Origin of the sequence: Agromyces sp. CF514 (assembly GCF_900113185.1) — a bacterium.
Taxonomy (GTDB): Bacteria; Actinomycetota; Actinomycetes; order Actinomycetales; family Microbacteriaceae; genus Agromyces.
Window position 1 is genome coordinate 1,327,341 of record NZ_FOZD01000001.1, and the last position, 22,968, is coordinate 1,350,308.

General features: G+C 73.2%; 22 protein-coding genes. 11 read left to right on the forward strand and 11 right to left on the reverse strand.

Features of this window, described 5'->3' with window-relative positions:
- Positions 1 to 58: 58 nt before the first annotated feature.
- Positions 59 to 754: a hypothetical protein gene (locus tag BM342_RS05870; protein WP_143109767.1), complete on the reverse strand. Its 696-nt coding sequence runs from the start codon at positions 752 to 754 to the stop codon at positions 59 to 61.
- 67 nt (positions 755 to 821) lie between these two features.
- Between BM342_RS05870 and BM342_RS05875 the strand changes: the two genes are divergently transcribed.
- The 6 genes from BM342_RS05875 to fosX all read left to right on the forward strand — a co-directional run bounded on the left by BM342_RS05875 (position 822) and on the right by fosX (position 6,790).
- Positions 822 to 1,661 (forward strand): fumarylacetoacetate hydrolase family protein, encoded by an 840-nt coding sequence (locus BM342_RS05875; RefSeq protein WP_092964506.1) that lies wholly within the window; start codon positions 822 to 824, stop codon positions 1,659 to 1,661.
- A gap of 28 nt (positions 1,662 to 1,689) precedes the next feature.
- Positions 1,690 to 3,054: a family 4 glycosyl hydrolase gene (locus tag BM342_RS05880; RefSeq protein ID WP_092964507.1), complete on the forward strand. Its 1,365-nt coding sequence runs from the start codon at positions 1,690 to 1,692 to the stop codon at positions 3,052 to 3,054.
- Entirely contained in the window at positions 3,051 to 4,889 is a 1,839-nt protein-coding gene (locus BM342_RS05885; protein WP_092964508.1) for an IlvD/Edd family dehydratase, read from the forward strand. Before BM342_RS05880 ends, BM342_RS05885 begins: the two co-directional genes overlap by 4 nt.
- A 10-nt stretch (positions 4,890 to 4,899) precedes the next feature.
- Positions 4,900 to 5,373 carry a Rossmann-fold NAD(P)-binding domain-containing protein gene (locus BM342_RS19435; RefSeq protein ID WP_143109768.1) on the forward strand — a complete coding sequence of 158 codons (474 nt, stop codon included), beginning with the start codon at positions 4,900 to 4,902 and terminating at the stop codon, positions 5,371 to 5,373.
- Positions 5,370 to 6,248: a 1-phosphofructokinase family hexose kinase gene (locus BM342_RS05890; RefSeq protein WP_177232072.1), complete on the forward strand. Its 879-nt coding sequence runs from the start codon at positions 5,370 to 5,372 to the stop codon at positions 6,246 to 6,248. The genes BM342_RS19435 and BM342_RS05890 overlap by 4 nt, the downstream gene beginning before the upstream one ends.
- Before the next feature lie 92 nt (positions 6,249 to 6,340).
- On the forward strand, positions 6,341 to 6,790 hold the full coding sequence (fosX, locus tag BM342_RS05895) for a FosX/FosE/FosI family fosfomycin resistance hydrolase (RefSeq protein ID WP_255368557.1): 450 nt from the start codon (positions 6,341 to 6,343) through the stop codon (positions 6,788 to 6,790).
- 46 nt (positions 6,791 to 6,836) lie between these two features.
- Here the strand turns inward: fosX and BM342_RS05900 are convergent, their stop codons facing one another.
- The 5 genes from BM342_RS05900 to BM342_RS05920 form a co-directional block, all read right to left on the reverse strand.
- Positions 6,837 to 7,229, reverse strand: coding sequence for a nuclear transport factor 2 family protein (locus tag BM342_RS05900; protein ID WP_092964510.1), 393 nt, complete (start codon positions 7,227 to 7,229; stop codon positions 6,837 to 6,839).
- Between the two features lie 65 nt (positions 7,230 to 7,294).
- Positions 7,295 to 9,466, reverse strand: coding sequence for an ATP-binding protein (locus tag BM342_RS05905; RefSeq protein WP_092964511.1), 2,172 nt, complete (start codon positions 9,464 to 9,466; stop codon positions 7,295 to 7,297).
- Positions 9,467 to 9,555: 89 nt separating this feature from the next.
- Positions 9,556 to 9,813 carry a hypothetical protein gene (locus BM342_RS05910; protein ID WP_092964512.1) on the reverse strand — a complete coding sequence of 86 codons (258 nt, stop codon included), beginning with the start codon at positions 9,811 to 9,813 and terminating at the stop codon, positions 9,556 to 9,558.
- 69 nt (positions 9,814 to 9,882) lie between these two features.
- Entirely contained in the window at positions 9,883 to 10,725 is an 843-nt protein-coding gene (locus BM342_RS05915; protein WP_092964513.1) for a class I SAM-dependent methyltransferase, read from the reverse strand.
- A 121-nt stretch (positions 10,726 to 10,846) separates the two neighbouring features.
- Positions 10,847 to 11,515 carry a TetR/AcrR family transcriptional regulator gene (locus BM342_RS05920; RefSeq protein ID WP_177232073.1) on the reverse strand — a complete coding sequence of 223 codons (669 nt, stop codon included), beginning with the start codon at positions 11,513 to 11,515 and terminating at the stop codon, positions 10,847 to 10,849.
- Positions 11,516 to 11,585: 70 nt separating this feature from the next.
- Between BM342_RS05920 and BM342_RS05925 the strand changes: the two genes are divergently transcribed.
- Entirely contained in the window at positions 11,586 to 12,980 is a 1,395-nt protein-coding gene (locus BM342_RS05925; RefSeq protein ID WP_092964514.1) for an amidase, read from the forward strand.
- Between the two features lie 21 nt (positions 12,981 to 13,001).
- Here the strand turns inward: BM342_RS05925 and BM342_RS05930 are convergent, their stop codons facing one another.
- Positions 13,002 to 13,850, reverse strand: a complete 849-nt coding sequence (locus BM342_RS05930; RefSeq protein WP_092964515.1) for a DUF2306 domain-containing protein — start codon at positions 13,848 to 13,850, stop codon at positions 13,002 to 13,004.
- A 110-nt stretch (positions 13,851 to 13,960) separates the two neighbouring features.
- Entirely contained in the window at positions 13,961 to 14,419 is a 459-nt protein-coding gene (locus BM342_RS05935; RefSeq protein ID WP_092964516.1) for a winged helix-turn-helix transcriptional regulator, read from the reverse strand.
- Between the two features lie 78 nt (positions 14,420 to 14,497).
- Between BM342_RS05935 and BM342_RS05940 the strand changes: the two genes are divergently transcribed.
- From BM342_RS05940 to BM342_RS20140, 4 genes are all read left to right on the forward strand, one after another.
- On the forward strand, positions 14,498 to 15,769 hold the full coding sequence (locus BM342_RS05940) for an MFS transporter (protein WP_092964517.1): 1,272 nt from the start codon (positions 14,498 to 14,500) through the stop codon (positions 15,767 to 15,769).
- A complete protein-coding gene (locus tag BM342_RS05945; protein ID WP_092964518.1) occupies positions 15,766 to 16,488 on the forward strand; it encodes an SDR family oxidoreductase in 723 nt (240 codons plus the stop codon). The genes BM342_RS05940 and BM342_RS05945 overlap by 4 nt, the downstream gene beginning before the upstream one ends.
- 98 nt (positions 16,489 to 16,586) lie before the next feature.
- The gene (locus BM342_RS05950) at positions 16,587 to 19,148 is read left to right on the forward strand and encodes a hypothetical protein (protein WP_092964519.1); all 2,562 of its coding nucleotides are present in this window, start codon (positions 16,587 to 16,589) and stop codon (positions 19,146 to 19,148) included.
- Between the two features lie 69 nt (positions 19,149 to 19,217).
- On the forward strand, positions 19,218 to 20,288 hold the full coding sequence (locus tag BM342_RS20140; protein WP_255368558.1) for an AAA family ATPase: 1,071 nt from the start codon (positions 19,218 to 19,220) through the stop codon (positions 20,286 to 20,288).
- Here the strand turns inward: BM342_RS20140 and BM342_RS05960 are convergent.
- From BM342_RS05960 to BM342_RS05970, 3 genes are read right to left on the reverse strand one after another with little or no spacing between them, the layout of a single operon-like run.
- On the reverse strand, positions 20,285 to 20,944 hold the full coding sequence (locus BM342_RS05960) for a response regulator (RefSeq protein ID WP_092964520.1): 660 nt from the start codon (positions 20,942 to 20,944) through the stop codon (positions 20,285 to 20,287). The two genes, BM342_RS20140 and BM342_RS05960, sit on opposite strands and share 4 nt — an antisense overlap.
- Complete coding sequence (locus BM342_RS05965) at positions 20,941 to 22,170, reverse strand: sensor histidine kinase (protein ID WP_092964521.1); 1,230 nt, start codon at positions 22,168 to 22,170, stop codon at positions 20,941 to 20,943. Before BM342_RS05965 ends, BM342_RS05960 begins: the two co-directional genes overlap by 4 nt.
- Before the next feature lie 4 nt (positions 22,171 to 22,174).
- Positions 22,175 to 22,903, reverse strand: coding sequence for a DUF2306 domain-containing protein (locus BM342_RS05970; protein ID WP_218154894.1), 729 nt, complete (start codon positions 22,901 to 22,903; stop codon positions 22,175 to 22,177).
- Positions 22,904 to 22,968: the final 65 nt, after the last annotated feature.

Here is a 22,968-nt window from a genome sequence, read left to right on the forward strand (position 1 = left end):
GTTCCACGCGGGAACGGACCTCGGGGCCGCCGTCGCCTGACGGCGGCCCCGAGCACCATCACGCGCGCGTCGGCACGCCCAGGTGGCGGATCCGCCCCGCGTCGTCGCGCCAGGTGAGCTCGGTCGTGCCGCCGTCGCGCGTCGAGGCTGCGGTGCGGGCGGTGCCCGGCGCGATGCCGACGGATGCCGCGCCGGCCGCCTCGATCAAGGCGCGAGCGGATGCCTCGTCGGCGAGCGGCGCTCCGGTCGCCGTCGGCGCCCACGACCGCTCGGGGTACCCCGCCGCGGTGGAGACGAGGTGGTGCGCGTCGCCTTCGGCGCCCTCGACGGTGAGACGCAGCACGCCGACCGCGTGCACGGCGGCGAAGCGCACAACGTGCGTCGCGGCATCCGTCTCCCGGCGTTGGAAGCCCGGGCCGGGCGACCAGTACCAGCTCTGCAGCACGCCGTCGGCGTCGAGCGCGAGCACCTCGAGGTGGTCGGGGCCGAGCGTGGACTGCACGATCAGCGCATCGACGTAGCGGTGTCCGGCCGCGAAGTGCAGGCCGGCGCTCCACGAGCCCGGCGGCACGTCGGGCGTCTCGAGCGGGTCGCTGTCGAGGTCGGCGTTGAACCAGAACACCCAGAGTCCGTCGTCGGCGTCGCAGGCGAGCAGTTCGAGGTTTCCACGGGCGCCGTAGACGCCCTGGGCGAGGCTGACGGGGCCCGCCGTGGGCCGATCGGCGCCCACCAGCGCAGATGAATTTGCAAGCATGTGCTTATTCTTGCTCATTTCTGATTGTTTGTGACAGTATGTTCGTGATTCACCCCGAAGGAGAGCCATGAGAATCGCCCGCACCGTCGTCGACGGCCACGCCCGCATCGTCGTGAAGGACGGCTCGACCGTTCGCCTGGCGCCGATCGACCACGCCGACGACGCGCTCGCCGCGATCGAGTCCGCGCGCACGGGCGTCGCGGCGACCTGGCCCGAGATCGACGAGGCCCGCCTGCAGCTCACCGCTCCGGTCGCAGGCGCGGGCAAGATCATCGCCGTGGGCCTCAACTACGTCGACCACACCGCCGAGACGGGCATCGCGCAGCCCGAGCGGCCCCTGACCTTCGCCAAGTACACGACCTCGATCACCGGCCCGACCGACGACGTCGTCGTGCCCGACCACGTCACGCAGGGCGTCGACTTCGAGGCCGAGCTCACGCTGCTCATCGGCCGCCGGTGCGGCGGCGCCACGCCCGCGACCCTCGACGACGTCGCCGCCTACACCGTGGCGAACGACGTTTCGGCCCGCGACGTGCAGTTCGGCGACGTGCAGTGGACCCGCGGCAAGTCGTTCGACACCTTCACGCCGCTCGGCCCGTGGCTCGTCACGCCCGACGAGTTCGGCGACCCCAGCGGCCACCGCATCTACGCCGAGGTCGACGGCGAGCTGCTCCAGGAGGACGACACCGCCGAGATGATCTTCGACGTGCCGACCCTGCTCGCCTTCATCAGCGACGGCGTCACGCTCGAGCCCGGCGACCTGATCCTCACCGGAACCCCCGCGGGTGCCGGCGGCTTCCGCACCCCGCCCCGCTACCTGCAGCACGACCAGGTCGTGACCGCCGGCGTCGAGGGCATCGGCGAACTCCGCAACCGCTTCGTCTACCGCTCGCGCCTCGCCGCGTAGCACGCTGGAACCCACGCAAAGGAGCACCATGGCCCACGATCGCGTTCTCGTCCTCATCGGCGCCGGATCCGCCGTGTTCACCCGCGGCCTGCTGGCCGACCTCATCGGCGCCGAAGACCTCGGCGGCTGGGAGATCCGGCTCGTCGACGTCGACCCCGTCGCGCTCGACGTCGCGGCCGACCTCGCCGAGCAGATGGTCGCCGCACGCGGCGTCGGCGGGCAGATCCGCGTCGTGCGCTCGACCGACCGCCGCGCGGTGCTGCCCGGTGCCGACTTCATCGTCACGTGCGTGGGCGTGGGCGGGCGGCCCGCGTGGCAGCTCGACCACGAGATCGTGCAGAAGCACGGCATCTTCCAGCCCGTCGGCGACTCGATCATGCCCGGCGGCATCTCGCGCCTGCTGCGCACGACGCCCGTGCTCGTCGAGATCGCGCACGACATCGCCGAGCTCGCGCCCGACGCGTTCTTCTTCAACTACTCCAACCCGATGACGGCGAACGTGCAGGCCATCCACCAGCAGACCGGCCTCGACGTCGTCGGGCTCTGCCACGGCATGCACCACATCCAGCGCGAGCTCGCGCAGCTCATCGACGCCCCGTTCGAGCGCACGTCGACGCTCTACGCGGGCATCAACCACCTCACGTTCATCTACGACTTCCGGCTCGACGGGCAGGACGCCTGGCCCGCCATCCGCGAGCGCGTGCGCCGCGAGCTCGCCGAGGCGCCCGACTCCGCCGACATCGGCAACATCTTCTACGAGACGCCCACCGCGTGGCACAACCCGTTCGCGTGGGAGCTCTTCGAGCGCTACGGCGCGTTCGCGGCCGCGGGCGACCGGCACGTGGTCGAGTTCTTCCCGGAGCGGTTCGCGAACGGCGACTACTACGGCAAGAAGCTCGGCATCGACGCGTTCAGCCTGCCCGAGATCCTGCAGTGGGGCGAGGACCGCTACCAGGGCATGAAGCGCCAGGCGCTCGGCGAGGAGCCGCTCGACCAGTCGATCTTCGAGCGCTCGGGCGGCGAGCAGGAGCAGCTCATCGCCATCATCCGCTCGATCACGTTCGACTCGCGCGAGATGTTCAGCTGCAACGTCGTGAACAACGGCATGGTGCCCGGCCTGCCCGACTGGTCGGCCGTCGAGATCCCGGGCGTGGCGACCGCCCGCGGCATCCGCCCGATCTCGGTGCCCGACCTCGGCAAGCCGCTCACCGCGATCCTCGCGCGTCGGCTCACCTCGGTCGACCTCGCGGTCGAGGCGGCGCTCACGGGCGACCGCGGACTCGTCGTCGAGGCCATGATCGCCGACGGTGCGATCTTCGACGCGGATGCCGCGGCAGCCCTCGCCGACGACCTGATCGCCGCCCAGGCGCAGCACCTGCCGAGGTTCGCATGAGCGCCCGCAACCTCGGCAAGGAGGAGCGCGAGGCCGCAACCGGAGCGAACGCCGGCTCGGGCCTCGCCGACGACGCCGCGTTCGCGGGTCGCACGGGCGTGCCGACGCACGAGTGGGGCGAAGGCCTGCGCAGCCAGCAGTGGTTCGGCGCCGAGGGCAAGACGGGCTTCATGCACCGCTCGTGGCTGCGCAGCGAGGGGCTGCCGGACGACTCGTTCCGCGGCCGGCCGATCATCGGCATCGCGAACTCCTGGAGCGAGCTGACGAGCTGCAACATCCACCTGCGCGCGCTCGCCGAGCACGTCAAGCGCGGCATCTGGCAGGCGGGCGGCGTGCCGTTCGAGTTCCCGACGACCTCGGCCGGCGAGCCGATCGTGCGTCCGACCGCGATGCTGCTGCGCAACCTCATGGCCATGGACCTCGAGGAGACCCTGCGCTCGAACCCGCTCGACGGCGTCGTGCTGCTCGCCGGATGCGACAAGACCACCCCGGCGTACCTGATGGGCGCGGCATCCGTCGACCTGCCCTCGCTGCTCATCACGGGCGGGCCGATGCTGAACGGCAAGCACCGCGGCACCGACATCGGCTCGGGCACCTCGGTGTGGAAGTTCACCGAGGCGTACCGGGCCGGGCTCATGGACGACACCGCGATCACCGAGGCCGAGGGCTGCATGGCCCGCAGCCAGGGCCACTGCCAGACCATGGGCACCGCGTCGACCATGGCGTGCGTGTCGGAGCTCATGGGCATGCAGCTGCCGGGCACGGCGTCGCTGCCGGCCAACGACTCGCGCCGCGCGACCGCCGCCCACCTCGCCGGCCGCCGGATCGTGCAGATGGTCGAGGAGGACCTGCGCCCGTCCAAGATCCTCACGCGCGAGGCCTTCGAGAACGGCGTGCGTGCGAACGCGGCGCTCGGCGGATCGACGAACGCCGTCATCCACCTGCTCGCGCTGGCGCGCCGCGTCGGCGTCGAGCTGACCCTCGACGACTTCGACACGCTCGTGCGCGACATCCCGGTGCTGGCCGACCTGATGCCGAGCGGCCGGTTCCTCATGGAGGACTTCGAGTACGCGGGCGGCACCGCGGGCTTCGCCGAGACGCTGGGCGACCTGCTGCACCGCGACGCGCTCACGGTCACCGGCGGCAGCCTCGGCGAGAACTACGCCGGCGCCGAGGTGTTCAACCGCGAGGTCATCCGCCCGCTCGACAACCCGGTCAAGCCCGTGGGCTCGGGCATCGCGGTGCTGCGCGGCAACCTCGCGCCGCGCGGTGCGGTGATCAAGCAGTCGGCCGCCGACCCGAAGCTCATGCAGCACACGGGTCGCGCGCTCGTGTGGGACTCGCTGCAGGACTACCTGCGCGACGCCGACGACCCCGATCTCGACGTCACGCCCGACGACATCCTCGTCGTGCGCAACGTCGGCCCGAAGGGCTACCCGGGCATGCCCGAGGTCGGCAACCTCGCCCTGCCGCGCAAGATCCTCGAGGCGGGCGTGACCGACATGGTGCGCATCTCCGACGCCCGGATGAGCGGCACCTCCTATGGCACCGTCGTACTGCACGTGGTGCCCGAGGCCGCGGCGGGAGGCCCGCTCGCGTTCGTGCGCACGGGCGACACGGTCACGGTCGACGTGGCGAACCGTTCGCTGCACATGCACGTCTCCGACGAGGAACTCGACGCCCGGCGCGCCGGGTGGGCCCCTCGCACGGTCCCCGGCAGCGAGCGCGGCTGGACGCGCCTCTACATCGAGCACGTCACGCAGGCCGACGAGGGTCTCGACCTCGACTTCCTGCAGGGCGGCTCGGGGGCTGCCGTCGGCCCGCAGGCCTTCTAGGATGACGCCCGTGAAGACGGTTCTGGTGGTGGGCGCCGGAGGCATCCTCGCGCCCGCCGCGACCTCGCTCGTGGCCGGCGGCGCCGACGTGACCGGCATCGGCCGCAGTCGCGCCATGCCCGAGGGCGTGCATGCGCTGTTCGTCGACGCGACGGATGCCGCGGCCCTGCGCACCGCGCTCGGCGATCGCCGCTTCGACGAGGCGCTCGTCTACGGTCGCACGGTGACGGATGCCTCGATGCGGGCGCTGCGCGAGCGCGTGGCCAGCCGCGTGGCGTTCGTGCGCACGAGCGCCGGCGCCGACCCCGCGAACGGCGACCTCGACGTGCCCGACGACGTGCTGCAGCTCGGCTGGCACGAGCAGCCCGACGGCACGACGCGCTGGCACACGCCCGTCGAGGTCTCGGAGCTCGCCCTCGCCGTGCTCGGCGACGGCCGCCCGCGCATCCTCGGCGTCGTGCGGCCCTGGAGCGCCCGCCCGTGATCGTCGCGCTCGCCCTCTCGCCGAGCCTCGACGTGACGTACGAGGTGGATGCGCTCGCCGTCGGCGACATCACCAGGCCGACCGCCGTCACGCGCGTCGCGGGTGGCAAGGCGCTGAACGTCGCCCGATCGGCTGCGGCGCTCGGCGCCGACGTGCTCGCCGTCGCGGCGCTCGGCGGCCCGACCGGCGAGTGGGTCGGCGACCTGCTCGCCGCGGACGGCCTCGCGGTCGAACCCGTCGAGCTCGCCGCGACGACCCGCACGTGCCTCGCGATCGTCGAGTCGCGGGCCTCCGCGACGAGCACCGACGTCTACGAGCAGGCCACGGCGCTGACCGCGGCGGAGTGGTCCGCGTACGTCTCGGTCGTGCGGGCCGTCGCCGCCGCGCGGCCCGGCGCGTGGTTCGCGCTCTCGGGGTCGATCCCGCCCGGCGTTCCGCTCGACGAGCTCGCCGAGCTGCTCGGCGCGCTGCGTGCCGGCGGCGCCCACGTCGCCGTCGACGGTTCGGGCGCGGGACTGCGGGCCACCGTCGGCGGTGCCGACCTCGTCAAGGTGAACCGGTCGGAGGCCGCCGAGCTCCTCGGATCCGACCTGCCCGACGCCGAGACCGCGGCCGCCGCGGTTCGCGCACGGTACGGCGTAGCTGCGATCGTGACCGACGGCGTGAACGGCGCCTGGGCGTCCGCGCCCGACCACGACGGCCCGGCGCCCGCGCCGCAGGCGATCGGCCGGTTCCCCGCCGGCAGCGGCGACAGCTTCCTCGGCGGCCTGCTCGCCGCGCTCGACCGCGGCGACCCTCTGAGCACTGCGCTCGAACTGGCGGCGGACGCCGCCGAGCGCAACGCACGCGTGCCGGGACAGGCGATCCTGGGCTGACGAGCCGCGAGCTCGGGCCGTCGGTCGCGCCGAGCGCGAGGCATCCGTCGTCATGATCGAGCGCACCGGCACCGTTGACTAGCGTGGGGTGGGTGACCAGCAGCGGACTCAGCCACGTGACCTTCATCGTGCGCGACCTCGATCGCATGGAGCAGATCCTCCTGACCGTGCTCGGGGCGAAGCGCGTCTACGACAGCGGCGAGCGCACCTTCTCGCTCTCGGCGGAGCGGTTCTTCCTCGTCGGCGACGGGCCGACGGCGACCTGGATCGCGATCATGCAGGGCGACGGCGGACTGCCCCGCAGTTACAACCACGTGGCCTTCCAGGTCGAGCGCGTCGACCTGCCCGAACTGCGGTCGAGGATCGCCGAGCTCGGACTCGACCTCCGACCACCGCGCTCGCGGGTCGACGGCGAGGGCGAGTCGATCTACTTCTACGACGAGGACGGCCATCTGTTCGAGCTGCACGCCGGGTCGCTGCGCGAACGCCTCGCGGTGTACGAGCCGGGCGCTCCCGACCGAACGAGCCCGGCACGCCCGTGAACGGACCGGCGACGAGGTCGGAAGAGGGCGCGGCCCCCACTCGGACTCAGACCTGGTCGGCGTGGCGGTGCACCACGCGCCATCCGCCGGGTTCGCGCCGATAGACCTGCGTCGCCCGGAGCGTGAACTTGCGGGGCGAGCCGTCGATCGACGCCGAGGCCCGCTCGTACCCGACCGTGTACGCCATCTCGCCGATCACGTCGAACGAGATCAGCTCGAAGGCGTAGTCGGTGCAGTCCGAGAAGCTCCGCGAGAGCACCTCGAACGCCTCGACGAGCTCGGCGCGATCTGCGGCGTTGCGCCACGCGCCGAGCACGGTCACGGAGTCCGACTCCGACCAGATCGCACGGCGCGGGCCGTCGTCGCCGTCGAACATGGCGCGCTCGGCCGGTACGAACGCGCTCTGCAGCCACACCAGGAATTCCTCACGATCGCTCATGGGTTCAGGATCCTCCGGTCGGAGGCGGCGCACAATCACCGGACGCGTGTCCGCGGCATCCGTCTTCAGGTCGCGGGCGCCGCGACCGAGAGCAGCGCGAGCACCTCGGACTCCCGATGCTCGTCGTGCACGGCCTGCGCGAGGTCGAGCGCCTCGAGGAGGATCGCCCGGCGCGTGGGCGTGGCGGGCGCCCGCTCGGCCTGCAGCAGCAGGATGCGGATGCGGCAGCGCGCATCGCCGAACCGTCGGAACTCCTGCACCAGCTCGTCGAGCTCGAGCTCGGGGTCGGCCCGTCCGATGAGCTGCTGCACCATCGCGGCGTGCGCGAGTTCGTGCTCGTTGTGCGAGGCGCGGGCGTAGTCGACGCACTCCGCGGCGAGCTCGGCCGCCCGGTCGAGGTCGATGCCCGCCTCGGCGGCCGTGAGGGCGATCATGTAGCGCGCGTTGTTGACGTGCATCGCGTCGCCGGCGCGGCCGAAGTCGCGCATGGCGGCGGCGAAGTCCTCCATGGCGCGTTCCGGCGAGCTTCGGCGCAGTGCGACGCCGCGCATCTGGCGGGTCGCCGCGAGCTCCCAGTGGTCGCCGAGCTGCTCGGCGAGCGTCTCGGCCTCGGCGAGTCGTTCGAGCGCGGCCTGCTCGTGCTCGAGGTACGCCTCGGCCATGCCGGCCAGGTGCAGCGCCGCGAGCCGGTCGCGGTCCTCGACGGCGACGGCCGATGCGCGCTCGGCGAGCTCGGCGACCGCGTCGAGGTCGAGGAACGTGAGGGCGATGCCGAGCGCGAGCAGCTGCTGCGGCGTGGCATCGGCGATCACCTCGGCGTCGCGCGCGACCGCGGCGAGCGTGCGCACGCTGTCGACGTCCGAGCCGTACTGATCGACGCCGACGCCGAGCGAGGACGCCAGGGGCAGGGCGGTCGGATGCCGCGCGGCGCGTGCCCAGCGCACGGCCGCGTTCACCTCGGGGCAGAGGATCTCCGACGCATGCATCGCCTCGAGGCTGTCGTCGAGTCGCGCGCGGCGGGCGAACGGCACGACGATCGCCTCGATGAACGTCGCGTGGCGCTCGAGCACGTCACGTGTGAGGTCGTCGTCGGTGCGCGCCCGTACGAAGTCGCGCAGCACCTCGAGCAGTCGGAACCGCCGCGGCGTGCCGCCGGTCGAGACGATGAGCGACCGGTCGAGCAGTCGCATGACCGTGCCGCCGGCGCCCGGGTGCGTGACGGCGAGCGCCAGGTCCATGTCGAACGTGCGCGGCAGGGCGGCGAGGCGTCGGAGCACGTGCTGCTCGTCGGCGTCGAGCAGGTCCCAGCTCCACTCGAAGGCGGTCTCGAGGGTGCGGTGCCGCCCGCCGGGTGCCGCCCGGTCGAGCGTCGCGAAGTCGTGCTCGAGTCGTTCGGCGAGCTCGGCGAGCGACAGGTGCCGAGCGACGGATGCCGCGAGCTCGAGTGCCAGCGGCAGGCCGTCGAGCCGTGCGCAGATGCGTGCCGCCTGCTCGCGCTCGTCGGAGGTCGGCGGCGATGCCACGGCGCCGGGCCCGAGGCGTTCGAGGAACACGGCGACGGCGGGGGAGCCGGCGCCGTCCGCGGGCAGCGGGGCGAGCGCGATGACCGCCTCGGCAGGGTCGCCGATCGGCGTGCGGGATGTCGTGAGCACGCGCAGCCCGGGTGCGTGCGCGGTCGCGCGTGCGACGACCTCGCCGACCGCGGCGCCGACGCGGTCGACGTTGTCGAGCACGAGCAGGTAGGGGCGGCTGCCGAGCGAGGTCGCGACGGCGTCGAGCGCGTCGACGCCCGGCGCGGACTCGAGGTCGAGCGCCCGGGAGATGCGTGCGACGACGTCGGCGGGCTCGGCGTGCTCGAGTTCGACGACGACGGGAGCGCCCTCGACCGTCGAGGCCCGCGCGAACTCGAGTGCGAGCCGCGTCTTGCCGACCCCGCCCGGCCCGGTCACGGTGGCCCAGTGCCGCGCTCGGACCGCGGCGGCGAGGCGCCCGAGGTCCGCCTCTCGCCCGATGAACGCGTTGTCGGGCACGCGGACGGATGCCGAGCGCAGGTCGATCGACGCGGTCACGAGTTCGGCGCGCGTCTCGGCGTCGAGCTTGCGGCGCAGGCTCGCGACGTGGCTCTCGACCGTGCGCACCGAGATGAACATCTCGGAGGCGATCTCGGGATTGTTCAGTCGCCGCTCGATGGCGGCGAGTACTGCGCGTTCGCGCGGTGTCAGGCGCGGGTTCGACACGGCGTCATTCTAGGACCGCGCCGGGCGGGCGGCACCAGTGCGATTCGACGCACCGATGCCGCCCGCCTGCGTGGCTGCGGCCGCACGGGTCAGATCGCCGGCCGCGGTCCCCCGGGGCCGGGCGGCCGCATGGCGAGCCGGTGCACGAGACCCGCGAGCCGCGCGCGGACGCCAGCGCCGGTCGCGACGCGGGCCGCGGCATCCGCCCTGCTGGTAGGTCGGGCGGCCGCGCTCGCCGTCTCGGCCGTGCGCTCGAGGGCGATGCGTCGGTGCTCGAGGTCTCGGGTGAAGCTCGCCTCGTCGGCGATCCGGAGCTCGTGGACCCAGAAGTGGTCGCTGAGGTTCACGGTGGTCTCCTCTCCTGTCGGGTGTGCTGCATTTCGCGGTGTCGCGCCGGATCGCGGGCCGGATCCCGGTCAGCGCCTGGTGGCGGTCACGAGCAGGTACTCCCAGCGCATCGCGCCGGAACCGTCGGCCCGCAGCTGCTCGTCGCCGTGCGCGGCGAGCGCGTCGTCGAGGGCCTGTACGGCCTCGGCGTCGTCGGCGATGCGGCGGTACACCGCGATCGTCGGCCCGTAGTGCGACTTGAAGTAGTCGCGGAACTCGGCGCCGCTGGCGAACCGGCCGATCTCGACCGTCTGCCGTACCGCGACCACGTCGGTCGCGCCGTCGACGAGCAGCGAGCGCACGTGCGCCTCGTCGCCCCAGCGCGGTGCGGGCGTCGCGCCCTCGGGCAGCGGCGGCGCATAGGGCTTCATGACCCCGAACATGCGGCCGATGAAGCCCTCGGGGGTCCAGTTCAGCAGTCCGATGCGCCCGCCGGGCCGCACGACGCGCAGCAGCTCGCTCGCCGCCGCCTCGTGGTGCGGCGCGAACATGATGCCCACGGTCGAGACCGCCGCGTCGAACGAGGCGTCCTCGAACGGGAGGTCTTCGGCGTCGGCCTCGCGCCACTCGACCTCGACGCCGGCCTCGGCGGCCTTGCGGCGCCCGACGGCGAAGAGCTCGGGGGCGAGGTCGCTCGCGACGACGGCGGCGCCCGCCACCGCTGCCGGGATCGACGCGTTGCCGCTGCCCGCCGCGATGTCGAGCACGCGGTCGCCCGGGTGCACCCCGGTGGCGGCGACGACGCGCGGTCCGAGCTCCCAGATGAGGTCGGAGGCGAGCGTCGGGTAGTCGCCAGACGCCCACATGCTGCGGTGCTTGGCCTTGAGTTCGCGATCCGCCTCGGTTGCGGTGATCGCCGTGGTGTCCGTCATGCGGTGCTCCTCGATCCGGTTTCGGCGGGTCCTGGGCCCGCCGGTGATGACTGATGGAGCGAGTGTCGTGCGGGCGCGACGGCGCCGCATCCGTGCAGCACACGGAGATCTGCACGCAGGGCTACGGATGCCGGGGCGCGGTCGCCGGCTCCACGAGGGTCGCGTCGAGTCCGGCGATCAGCGCCTCGAGCCCCTGGTCGAAGGTCGCGAGGTCGCGCATGCCCGCGACATCGGGGGCGATCGCGGCACCGGGGCCGGACGACTCGCCGGCGGATGATGCGCCGCTGCGTGCTACGCGACCGCGCGCCCACACGACGAGGAACCCGGTCGCGTATCCGTCGACGATGCCGAGGATCTGGCGTGCCTGCTCGCGGTCGAGGCCTGCGCGCTCAAGGCTGCCGACCACGTTCGCGAGGTGCGGGGCGACGGGCGCAGCGTCGTACGGCGCGAGCGCGAGCAGTTCGAACGCGTGGGGCACATCGACGGCGAGCTCGCGGTAGGCGCGCAGCGTCCGTCGGACGGCGTCCTGCCAGGACTCGCCCGGCACCTCGCGCAGGGCGAGCCGCTCGATCAGTTGGGCGACGATCGCGTCGACGAGGTCGTCGCGGCTGCGCACGTGCGTGTAGAGGCTCATGGGCGCGCAGCCGAGCTCGGCGGCGAGCCGTCGCATGGTGAGCGTCTCGAGTCCGTCGCGTTCGACGAGCGCGATCGCGGCCGAGGTGACGTCGGCGCGGGTGAGCGTCTGACGCTGTTCGAGCGCGGTGCGGGTTGCCTCTTGACGGGACGCCATGCGTGCAACAGTATCGTCCGTACGCTGTACGGATCCGTACGGCGTACGGATACCCGAAAGGCAACACCGAATGGACCTGTTCCGGCTCACCGCCACCGAGGCCGCCGATCTCATGCGACGACGCGAGCTCTCCCCGGTCGACCTGCTCGAGTCCGTGCTCGAGCGCACGGCGGCGACCGAGCCCGTGATCAACGCGGTCACCGAGCAGTGGATCGACGAGGCCCGGGCGGCCGCCGCGGCATCCGAAGCCCGGATCGCGGCGGGCGAGGCGCTCGGGGCGCTCGAGGGCATCCCGCTCATGCTGAAGGACGAACAGCCCGTCGCCGGTCGCCTCCTCGAAGACGGCTGTCTGCTCGAGCAGGGCCACATCGCCGACGAGACGCACCCCATCGTCGAGCGCATCCAGGCGGCCGGCGCCGTCATCCACGCGCGCACCACCACGCCCGAGTACTGCTGCGCGCCCGTGACGCACTCGAAGCTCTGGGGCGTCACGCGCAACCCGTGGAACCCCGAGTACACGCCCGGCGGCTCATCCGGCGGCTCGGGTGCCGTGCTCGCGGCCGGGTCGACCCTGCTCGCCACGGGCTCCGACATCGGCGGCTCGATCCGCATCCCGGCCTCGTTCAACGGCGTCGTCGGCTTCAAGCCGCCGTTCGGGCGCGTGCCCGGCATGGCCCCGTTCAACTCCGACACGTACTGCGCCGACGGGCCCATGGGGCGCAGCGTCGCGGATGTCGCGCTGCTGCAGAACGTCATCTCGGGCCCGTGGGTCGGCGATGCCGCCTCGCTCCGCGAGATCGCGGCCGTCTCGGGCGAGGTCGCGCCGCTCCGCGGCACGCGCATCGCGCTCTGCCTCGACCTCGGCGGCTACGACGTCGACCCGATCGTCGAGGCGAACACGCGGCAGGTCGCCGCCGCGCTGGTCGCCGCGGGGGCGCACGTCGACGAGGTGACGCTGCCGTGGGGCCCCGAGCGGGTGCTCGCGACCGCGTGGCCGCACTTCGGCGCGGTCATGGGCCCGTTCATCGAGTCGATCGCCGAGGGCGACCCGGCCCGTGCCGAGCAGCTCATGCCGTACACGCGCGCGTTCGCCGCGTCGGCGGCGGACGGCGGCGACTACGTCGAGGGGCTCGTCGCCGAGTCGGAGTTCTACCGGCCGTTCGCCGAGCTCATGACCGGTTACGACGCGCTCGTCTGCCCGACCATCGCGACCACGGGCCTCGCCGCCGACGAGCCCTGCACCGACAGCAGGGCGATCTTCTCGAAGCTCATGACGCTGCCGTTCAACGTGATCGGCCGCGTGCCCGTGCTCGCCGTGCCGTCGGGCATCGCCCCGAACGGCGTGCCGACGGGCGTGCAGATCGTCGGGCGGACCTATGACGACGCCGCGGTGTTCCGCATCGGCGCGGCGCTCGAGCGCGAGCTCGCGATGTGGACCGATGCCTCGTGGTGGCCCACGGTCTGACGCCGCCGCCCGACCGGCGGGTCAGGCCTGCGACGGCAGGCTCGGCGCGCCGGCGGGCCGGAACCCGGGCAGTCCGCGCCTCGCGATGAGCCACTCGGCCACCACGAGGTTCGGCAGCCAGCAGAGGAACGGCACCGCGGCGTACGCGTTCGCGAACACCGCGTCGAAGTCGAACCCGCCGCTCAGGAAGGGCAGCTGCGCCACGATGAGCAGCGGCAGCCAGATGCGTAGGGTCACGGCGGCGTAGGTGAGGGCGAAGTTGCGCATCATCCACGCGCGGTGGCCCGCGACATCCCCTCGCCTGATCGCCCGGTAGGCGAGTGTGCCGGTGACGAGCCACACGACGCCGAGCCCGCCGAAGCCGAAGAGGCCCACGAGGCCCGCGTCGTTCACGGGCGCGATCACGAGTGCGGCGAGCCCGCCGATGCCGACGGCGGTGAGGTACGTGCGGCCCGTCCAGCGATGCACCCGCGGATGCCGCGTGCGCAGGCCCCGCCAGAACTGCAGCGGCCCGAGCACGAGGGCGAGTCCGCCCGCGACGATGTGTGCGTAGAACGCGAGCTGGATCGGCCACGGCTGTTCGGCGTAGTTCGCCGCGAGTCCGCCCGACGGCTGCTCGGCGAGCGTTCGCAGCGAGGCCGTGAGGTACGGCACCACCGCGAACGCCGCGATGCCGAGCGACGAGAGCAGCACCCATACCCAGGCGATGCGCGTGCCGAGCCTGGGTCGGGCGGGTCGGCCCGTCGCGGTGAGATCGGCGGCGGCTGCGACGGCGCCGGTGGGGTCGGCCGACTCGGCGGAGCCCGTGGGGTCGGATGTCGCGGGCGGCTGCGACGCGTCGGTGCTCGTGGATGTGCTCGTGGAGGTCATGGGTCGCACGGTACGAGCGCCCGACGATCGCGGACATCGGGTCAACCCCCGGATCGGATGGCGGGTTCAGCGCCCGGTCGGCGCCGCGCCGTGCCCGTGAACCGTGGCCCTCAGGCGAGCGCGCCCGGCCCCCGCGTCGGGACGACGTCGTCGAGGTCGTGCCGCACGCCTTCGGCGTCGACGAAGGCGAGCTGCAGCGGTTCGCCGGTCGAGCGCGAGGCGTAGACGGCGGCGGGCCCGAACCCGGTCGGGCGGAACTCGTCGCCCCAGTCGACCATCGCGGCGAGCACGGGCACGAGGGCGTGTCCGGCCTCGGTCAGCACGTACTCCTCGCGTTCGCGCTCGCCCGCGTCGCGGTACGGGCGTCGCTCGAGCACGCCGGCCTCGACCAGGCGCCCGAGGCGGTCGGTGAGGATGTCGGGTGCGATGCCGAGCCGCTCGCGGAACTCCGCGAATCTCGTGCGCCCCCAGAGCGCCTCGCGCACGATGAGCAACGACCACTTCTGGCCGAGCACGTCGAGGGTGCGCGCGATGGAGCAGCGCTGCAGGGAGGGGGCGACGGCGGACATGCTGCGAGTCTACCAGTCTGACTAGGATATTCGGAGTCAGCATGCTAACTTGGGTTTTCCAATCCAGAGGAGACCGAGATGAGCCTGGGCAGACGAGCGAGCTTCTTCACCGCGGCATCCGTCGCCGGCCTCGCACTCTGGGCCAGCGGGGCGCCCACGGTGGTCTATCCGCTCTACGCCGCCGAGTGGTCCGTGCCGCCCACGGTCACCACGGCGATCTTCGCGGTCTACCCGCTCGTGCTCGTGCCCGTGCTCATCGTCTTCGGCAACCTGTCCGACACGATCGGCCGCCGGGCCGTCATGCTCATGGGGCTCGCCGCGGTCGCGGCGGGAGCGATCGCGTTCGCCCTCGCGCCCGACCTCGCCTCGATCTTCGTCGGGCGGGCGCTCATGGGCGTCGGCGTCGGCCTCTCGCTCAGCCCCGCGACTGCGGCGATGGTCGAGTTCGGCGGTGCCGACGGTGCGAGTCGCGCCGCCTCGGCCACGACCGCGTCGACTGCGTCGGGCCTCGCCCTGTCGACGATCCTCGGCGGGTTCCTCGTGCAGTACGCGCCCGCACCGATGCACCTGAGCTTCTGGGTGCTCGTGGGCGTCACCGCCGTGGTCGCGGCCTTCGTCTGGGCGCTGCCCCGCCCTGTCCGCGACCCGGCGAACGGATCGTGGCGACCGCGCCCCCCTCGCATGCCGCGGGCCGAGCGGCGACCGTTCGTCGCTGGCACCCTCGGCATCGCCGCCGCCTACGCCATGGGCGCGATCTTCCTCGCGCTCGGCGCCCAGATCGCGCGCGACCTCGTGCGTACGACCGATGCGTTCGTCGACGGCGCCGTCATCGCGCTCTCGGCGATCAGCATCGGGGTCGTCGCGCTCCTCGCCAGACGGATGCCGCCGCGCCTCGCCGTGACCATCGGACCCGCCCTCGCGGCCGCCGGCCTCGGCCTGCTCGTGTACGCGGGCGTCGCGCACTCGCTGCCCGCGTTCATCGCCGCCTCGCTCGTCGCCGGCGGCGGGTACAGCCTCATGTTCTCGGGCGGACTCGGGCTCGTCACGACCACCGCCCCCGCGCACGAACGCGCCGCGGTGATCTCCGCCGCCTACGTCGTCGGATACCTGGTGCAGGCGCTCGCCGCCTTCGGCCTCGGCGCGCTCGCCACGGCATACGGACTGCAACCCGCGCTCGAGGTCGGAGCGCCGCTCATCCTCGCGATCGGACTCGCCTCGTTCGCCGTCGCGAACCTGGGCCGTCGGCGCGCGGATTCGGGCGCACCCTCGGCTCCCGTCGCGGCTGCGGCATCCGCTGCGTCGTCACCGCTCCCGCTCACCCGCCCCACCCCGGAAGGAACCCCATCATGACCCTCATCGACGGCAGCACGCTGCTCATCACCGGTGCGAACGGCGGACTCGGCACCGAGTTCGTACGCCAGGCACTCGATCGCGGCGCACAGCGCGTGTACGCCGCCGCCCGCACGCCGAAGGACTGGGCCGATGCCCGCGTCGTGCCGCTCGCGCTCGACGTGACGGATGCCGCCGCCGTCGCATCGCTGGCGGACCTCGCGCCCGATGTCTCCATCGTCGTGAACAATGCGGGCATCAGTCTGCCCGGGCCCACGCTCGCCGCGCCGATGGACGGCGTGCGCGCCATCTTCGAGACGAACGTGTTCGGCCCCCTCGCGATCGTGCAGCAGCTCGCCCCGGTGCTCGCCGCGAACGGCGGAGGAGCCGTGATCGACGTCCATTCCGCACTGAGCTGGCACGCTGGCGGCAATGTCTACAGCGCGACCAAGGCAGCCCTCTGGTCGCTCACCAACTCGCTTCGGCTCGAGCTCGCGGGGCAGGGCACGCAGGTGCTCGGCGCGCACCTCGGCTACACCGACACCCCCATGACCGCGGGGCTCGACGTGCCCAAGGAGCGCCCGGCGGACATCGTCGCAGCGATCTACGACGGACTCGAGGCGGGCGATCACGAGGTGCTCGCCGATCAGACGAGCCGGGCGCTGAAGGCCGCGCTCTCGGCGCCGCTCGAGCAGCTGTACCCCGAGCTGCGCGCGCAGGGGGCGTCGCGCGCCGGCTGAGTCGGCCCGTGCTCAGTGCGGACCCCGGCCCTGTTCCGGGCAGGCCCTGACGCGGTCGGGCGGGCCCCGCGGGATGGTCTGGGCAGGCGGATCGGATCATGGAACCTCGCACCCCAGTCACAGCTCGACTCCGACGGTCGACGACGACCATCGTCATCGGCGGTGCGCTCAGCCTGTTGCTGAGCGCGTGCGCGAGCGGCGCGAGCGGCTCGAGCGGTGCGGGAGCGTCCGCCTCCGTCGGCGTCGGCAGCATCAGCACCTGGCTCGCGGAGGTCGGCACGCGGTGGGAGGCGTTCGTCGACGGCAACCTCGCACCGCTGACCGACACCGGCATCGCGGTCGCCGGGTGGCTGGTCGGGCTCGCCGTCGCCGCCCGACTGGTGACGCTCATGCCGTGGGTGCGCGATCCGCGCATCACGAGGGCGGCCGGGCGTCGCCTCCGCATCGTCGGCTGGGCGCTCGTCGCCGCGACGCCGATCGCGACGGTGATCGTGACCGCCTTCGCACGGGACGCGCTGTTCGTCTGGATGTTCGTCGGCGGCGCACTCGCGGTCGGCTCGGTCGTGGTGCTCGCGTTCGGGCTCGCGACGAGGTCCCGCATCGACGCGCACGTCATGTCGCCCGACGGCTCGACGAACAGCGCATGGTCGATCGATGCGCTCCTGCAGATGCGCGACCTCAACGCCGACGACCCGGGTCATCGGGTCGACCGACAGGACTCGCCAGATTTCGGCGAGTTCATCACGGTCGCCGACCGCAGCGGCAACGGCCTCGCCTCGGTTGCAGCCTGGGTCGTGCAGGTGCTGTTCAACGCCGCTCCGTGGATGCTCCAGGTCACCATGGTCGATCCGCTCTCGGCGATCGCGACCCTTCGCCGCAACGGACACCTGGCCGGCGAGGTGCATCTGCGGCTCGACTCGCGCGGCTTCGCCAGGGCGACGGATGCCGGGGCATCCGATCAGCATCGCAAGCTCCTCGCGCTGGCCGCCGCATTCACGGCGATGACGATGGCCGACCGCTACCCCGACGTCCGCGGCTTCTACCGCGCGACGAACTGGCGCTCGCTCGGCTACCTCGCGATCGCGCAGATGGCCGACGATGACGACGAACGCGACCATTACCTCGACCGCGCGGTCGAGATCGAACCGCGCAGCCTCATCGTGGAGTACACGCGCGTGCAGGTCGAGTTCGTCGACGCGCGCGACCGGCACACCATGGAGGCGCTGATGGACCGCCTCGAGCCGGTCGTGAACCAGGCGGCGTGGGTGTGCGACACGGACACGATCTTCCAGGCGCCGCCGCGGGACTGGCACGAGTACACGCTTCGGGAACGGGCGACGGATGCCGAGGGCCGCCCGCCGTTCGAGGTCGTGACGGAAGCCGAACGCAGCCCGTCGTCCGAGGGCGACGAGGATGCGGTGACGCCCGTGCCCGACCCCGACGCGGCGCCGGATCCCGACGACCCTCCGCGCGGCGAGCCGCACCTCATGCTCCTGCGCACCCTGCTGCTCTACGTCGCCACTGCGCGCAACTGGGCCGCGCTCGTCGACCTCGAGCCCGGTTCGCATCCGGTGGGCGACGACGGGCGCCGTGAGCGGATCCGCAGGGCCGCCGACGCGCTGGTGCGCCTGCTCGACGTCGAGACGGCGGCCCGATGCGCGCTCACGCGCCGGGAGTCGGTCTGGCTCGCGGCGCGCACGTCGATCCGACGCGATCCGGCGGCGGCACGGCGCGCCTGGGAGCGTCGCGAGCACGCGCGTCGCGATCCGGCCGGAGTGCTCATGCGCATGCGCGCCCGGGCGGCGCTCAGCTACGTGATCTTCGACGACGGCCCCGACCACGAGCAGCTCGTCGCGGCAGCCGACCCGACACCCTCGTCGGGCTCGAGGGCGGCTGCGATGCCGCGCCTGGTGCGCCCGGCACGCGGCCCGCGGCCCACACGCGAACCGGTCGACATCCTCACGCCGTGGCTGGCCGAGACGAAGGCGTCGGGCGAGATCGAGATCCGCTACTCGTACGCGTGCTACCTGGCGCGACGGTCCCGCACCGCCCAGGGCGACGCCCACGCCCACATCGTCGACGAGGCGGCGCGCCGCGTCGAGGCGGCGCAGCTCGTCGACCAGTACCGCTCGATGGCCGAGTGGGATCCCGAGCTCAAGCACCTCGGCACCGAATCGTGCATGCGATCGCTCGTGGTGCGGCCGATCCGATCGTCGTGGGAGATCCGCCGGTTCGCCACGGTGAGGAGCGCGCTCGTCGCCCAGGGCATCCTCGAACCCGATCGGCTGGCCGCGACATCCGGGAGGCTCGACGGACTCCTCGAGGCGACCGAACTCCACGGGGACGAGTTCGGTCGGCTCCTGGACGCGTCGAGTCTGCTGCGGGCCATCGAGACGACGGATGTCGGCGGGCTCGCGCCCGATCAACGGCTGCGCGCGGCGCGCCACCTCGTCGACACCGGGTGTTCCGTCTCGTGCCTGCTCGTGCGCGTCGATCAGGATCCGGGCGAGCTGGTGGCGGAACTCGCCGCGGCCGTCTTCTGGGTGCCGACCGACGACGAGGTCACCCACGTGCGCGAGTTCGTCACCGCGGTTGCGCGAAGCCTCGCCGACGAGCGCGCTGCTGCGGGCTCGTCGTTGGCCGGCGCGACGGTGGCCTGACGGCGTGATCCTGGCCCGGGCGCGCGACGACCGGTCGCGCCGAGCGGGCGGGGCTCGCAGAATGAGTGCATGACCAGCGAAGAGATCGGTGCACCCGCAACCGCTGCCCAACGCGTCCGACAGCTGCGCCTCGTCGTGCACGCCGAGGACTTCGAGCGGGCGCTCGCCTTCTACCGGGATGCGCTCGGCATGACCGAGCAGGAGGCGTACGACGGCGAGGGCGGCGCGAGGGTCGTGATCCTCGACGCGGGCCGCGCGACGCTCGAACTGTCGAATCCCGCGCAGGTCGCCTACATCGATCGTGTCGAAGCCGAGGGCCGGCCGAGCGACCGGCTGAGGATCGCGCTCGAGGTCGACGACGGGCCCGCGGTGACGGCCGAGCTCGTCGCGGCGGGCGCCGAGCTCGAGGCCGAGCCCCGCGAGACGCCGTGGCGCTCGGTGAACTCGCGACTTCGGGCGCCCGCGGACCTGCAGCTCACGCTGTTCCAGGAGCTCGATGCATCGGCGCCGGCGCCGGCGCCGGCGCCGGCACCGGCACCCGCACCCGCGCCCCAGGCGTCGGACGCGACGGATGTCCCGGATCCCGCGCCTGAGCGGGCCGCGCTCGGTGACATCATCGTGGTCACCGGGCCGTCGGGCTCGGGCAAGTCGACCGTCGGAGCCCTGCTCGCCGAGCGGTCCGGCCGTCGCGCCGTGCATCTCGAGACCGACCGGTTCTACTCGGCGATCCGGTCGGGAGCGGTCGCTCCCCACCTCCCGGAGGCGCATGCGCAGAACGAGGTCGTCGTCGCGACGATCGCGGCTGCGGCCGCGAGCTGGTCCGTCGGCGGCTACGACGTGGTCGTCGACGGTGTCGTCGGGCCGTGGTTCCTGCCTCCGATCGTCGACGCGGCCCGCGAGGTCGGAGCGCCGCTGCACTACGTCGTGCTCCGCCCCTCGGTCGACGCCACCGTCGAGCGGGCGAAGGCGCGCTCGGCCGGCGCCCTGCGCGACGAGGCGGTCGTGCGCGACCTGCACGGCCAGTTCGCCGACCTCGGAGCGCTCGAACCGCACGCCCTCGACACGACGGGGCTCGACGCCGAGCAGTCCCTCGAAGCGGTGCGGGCCGCGCTCGACGGCGGCGCGATGCGGATCGCCTAGCGCTCCACCGTGCCGCGCCGAGCCTCGGTCGCCCAGATCGCGAGCTCGACGCGGTTGCGTGCGCCGATCTTGGCCATCGCGCTCGCGATGTGGGTCTTGACGGTGCTGAGCGAGATGTGCAACTCCCTGCCGATCTCGGAGTTGCCGAGGCCGCGCGCGACCGCCGCGGCGACCTCGTGCTCGCGTTCGGTGAGGGGCGTCGACGGCGTCGCCCGCGGTTCGGGCTCGCTGCCGGCGAACGCCTCGATGAGGCGTACGGTCACGTTCGGGTCAATGAGCGCGTCGCCGCGTGCCGCTGCGTGCACGGCCTCGCGCAGCAGCACGGCTCCGGCGTTCTTCAGCAGGAACCCGCGCGCCCCGGCCCGCAGCGCCGCGTAGACGTACTCGTCGAGGTCGAACGTCGTGATCACGACGACGGGCATCGGGTCGACGACGCCCGGGCCCGCGAGCTCGCGCGTGGCGGCGATGCCGTCGGCCACCGGCATCCGGATGTCGAAGAGGCACACGTCGGGCCGCAGGTCGCGGGCCATCGCGACGGCCTCACCGCCGTCGACCGCCTCGCCGACGACCTCGATGTCGGGTTGCGCGTCGAGGATCATGCGCAGGCCCGTGCGCACCAGCTCCTGATCGTCGGCGATGAGCACGCGGATCGTCACGTCGTTCCTCCAGATCGGCTGCTCGCAGCCCATGCGGAACGCGGCAGCACCGCGGCGACCCGCCAGCCGCCGGGCCCTCCGCGGTCGTCGCCGCCGATCGGCCCGACCTCGCACGTTCCGCCGAGCAGCGTCGCGCGTTCGACCATGCCCGTGATGCCGTACCCGGGGCGCACCGGGGAGTCGGATGCCGCGGGCAGGCCGTCGTCGCGAACCTCGAGGTGCACGCCAGAGCCGTCCACCAGCACGTGCACGTCGACGCGCGTCGCGCTCCGTGCGTGCCTGCGGGCATTCGTGACGGCCTCCTGCGCGAGCCGGAACACGGCCGCGCCGACCGCCGACGGCAGCCCGTCGAGATCGCCCTCGACCGTGACGGCCACCTCGAGCTCGCCCGGCTGACCCGGCGAACCCGGCTGACCCGGCGAACCCGGCGAACCCGGTGCGGCGGTCGCGAGCCGACGCAGGTCCGAGGCGGCCGGGGCCGGCATCCGCTCGCCCGGCTCGTCGTCGCGTCGCAGCACGCGCACCATGGCCCGCATCTCGTCGAGGGTCTTCGAGGCCTCGGCCTCGATGGTGCGCAGCACGGCGGCCGCGGCATCCGGATGCGCGTCGGCGACGGCCAGGCCGGCCTGCGCCTGGATCGCGATCGCCGAGACGTGGTGGGCGACCGTGTCGTGCAGGTCGCGCGCGAGGTGCTCGCGCTCGAGCAGGCGCATGCGGTCGAGCTCACGGGCCCTGGCCCCCGCGCGCCAGCGGAACGCGAGCCCGAGCGACCAGACGGTGACCACGACCGCGATGCCGCCGATCACGTCGCCGAGCGCCTGCGGCCCGGTCAGGAACGACGCGGCCCAGCCCACGAGCACGAGCGCGCCGCCGCCGAGCATCGCCCGGCCCGACCCCCAGCGCATGACGGCGTAGACGAGCAGCAGGAAGTACGCGGTCGCGTAGAGCTGCGGGTCGTCGCCCGTGACCAGGCCGAACAGGGTGCCCGCACCGAACGCGACGGCGAGCATCGTGAACGGGCGCGAGCGCCGCCAGAGCAGGGTCGGCACGAGCAGCACCAGCACCGCGGCCCACGCCCACCGCCACGGCACCTCGGGCCGCAGCGCGGCCTCGACGACCACGAGCGGCACGAGCACGCCGACGAGCGCCCAGTCGCGCCACACCCGGCGGGGCGGCGGCGGCACCGCGGCAGGCGCGTTCCACAGCGACCGCACGGGGCTCGTCATGCCCTCATGATAGGTGCGCGGCATCCGTCGAGGAGGGCGTCGGGGGCGGCGTCGCGACCGAGCGCGGGCGTCGGCGCGGGCCGAACATGCCGATGCGCACGCGTCGCCGGATGACGACCTCCGCGACCGCGAGGTTGATCGCCCACCCGAGCGCCATGAGCGCGGTGTAGGCGAACTCGTCGGGCTCGCCGACCAGCAGCACCCACGGCATGATCGTGAGCACCTGCGTGCCGGCACCGAGCCCGATGGCGTAGGCGCGCGTCATCCACGCGCTGTGCACGCGCACGTCGCCGCGCCGGATCGCGAGGAACGCGACGACGATCGCCGCCGCCATGGCGGGCGCCAGCACGATGCGGATGAGCATGAGTGCAGGGCCGCTGTTCGCCGGAAGGTCGTAGGCGACGGCCATCCAGAGACCGGATGCCGCCGACACGAGCCCGGCCGGCGCGACCACCCGCCCGGCGAGCCGGTGCCAGCGGCGCCGCCTGAGCGAGGGTGCGAACTGCAGCGCGCCGAGCAGCAGGAACACCGTGGACCCGATGATGTGCGCGATGACCGGCACGGGGGAGTCGAAGAAGCGCGCGTTCTCGGCCGTGACCTCGGCGCCGGTGCCGAGCTGCACGAGGCGGCTCGAGCCAGCGGCCATGGGCACGAGCGTCAGCGCGATGAGCCCGGACGGCGCGAGCCATCCGGGGCGGCGGCGCATAGGCGGGGCTGGGGGGTTCTCGTCCATGCTCCGATGCTCGCGAGCGGATGCCGCGGCGGCATCGGTCGGCGGGTCCGACCTGCCTCGGCCGA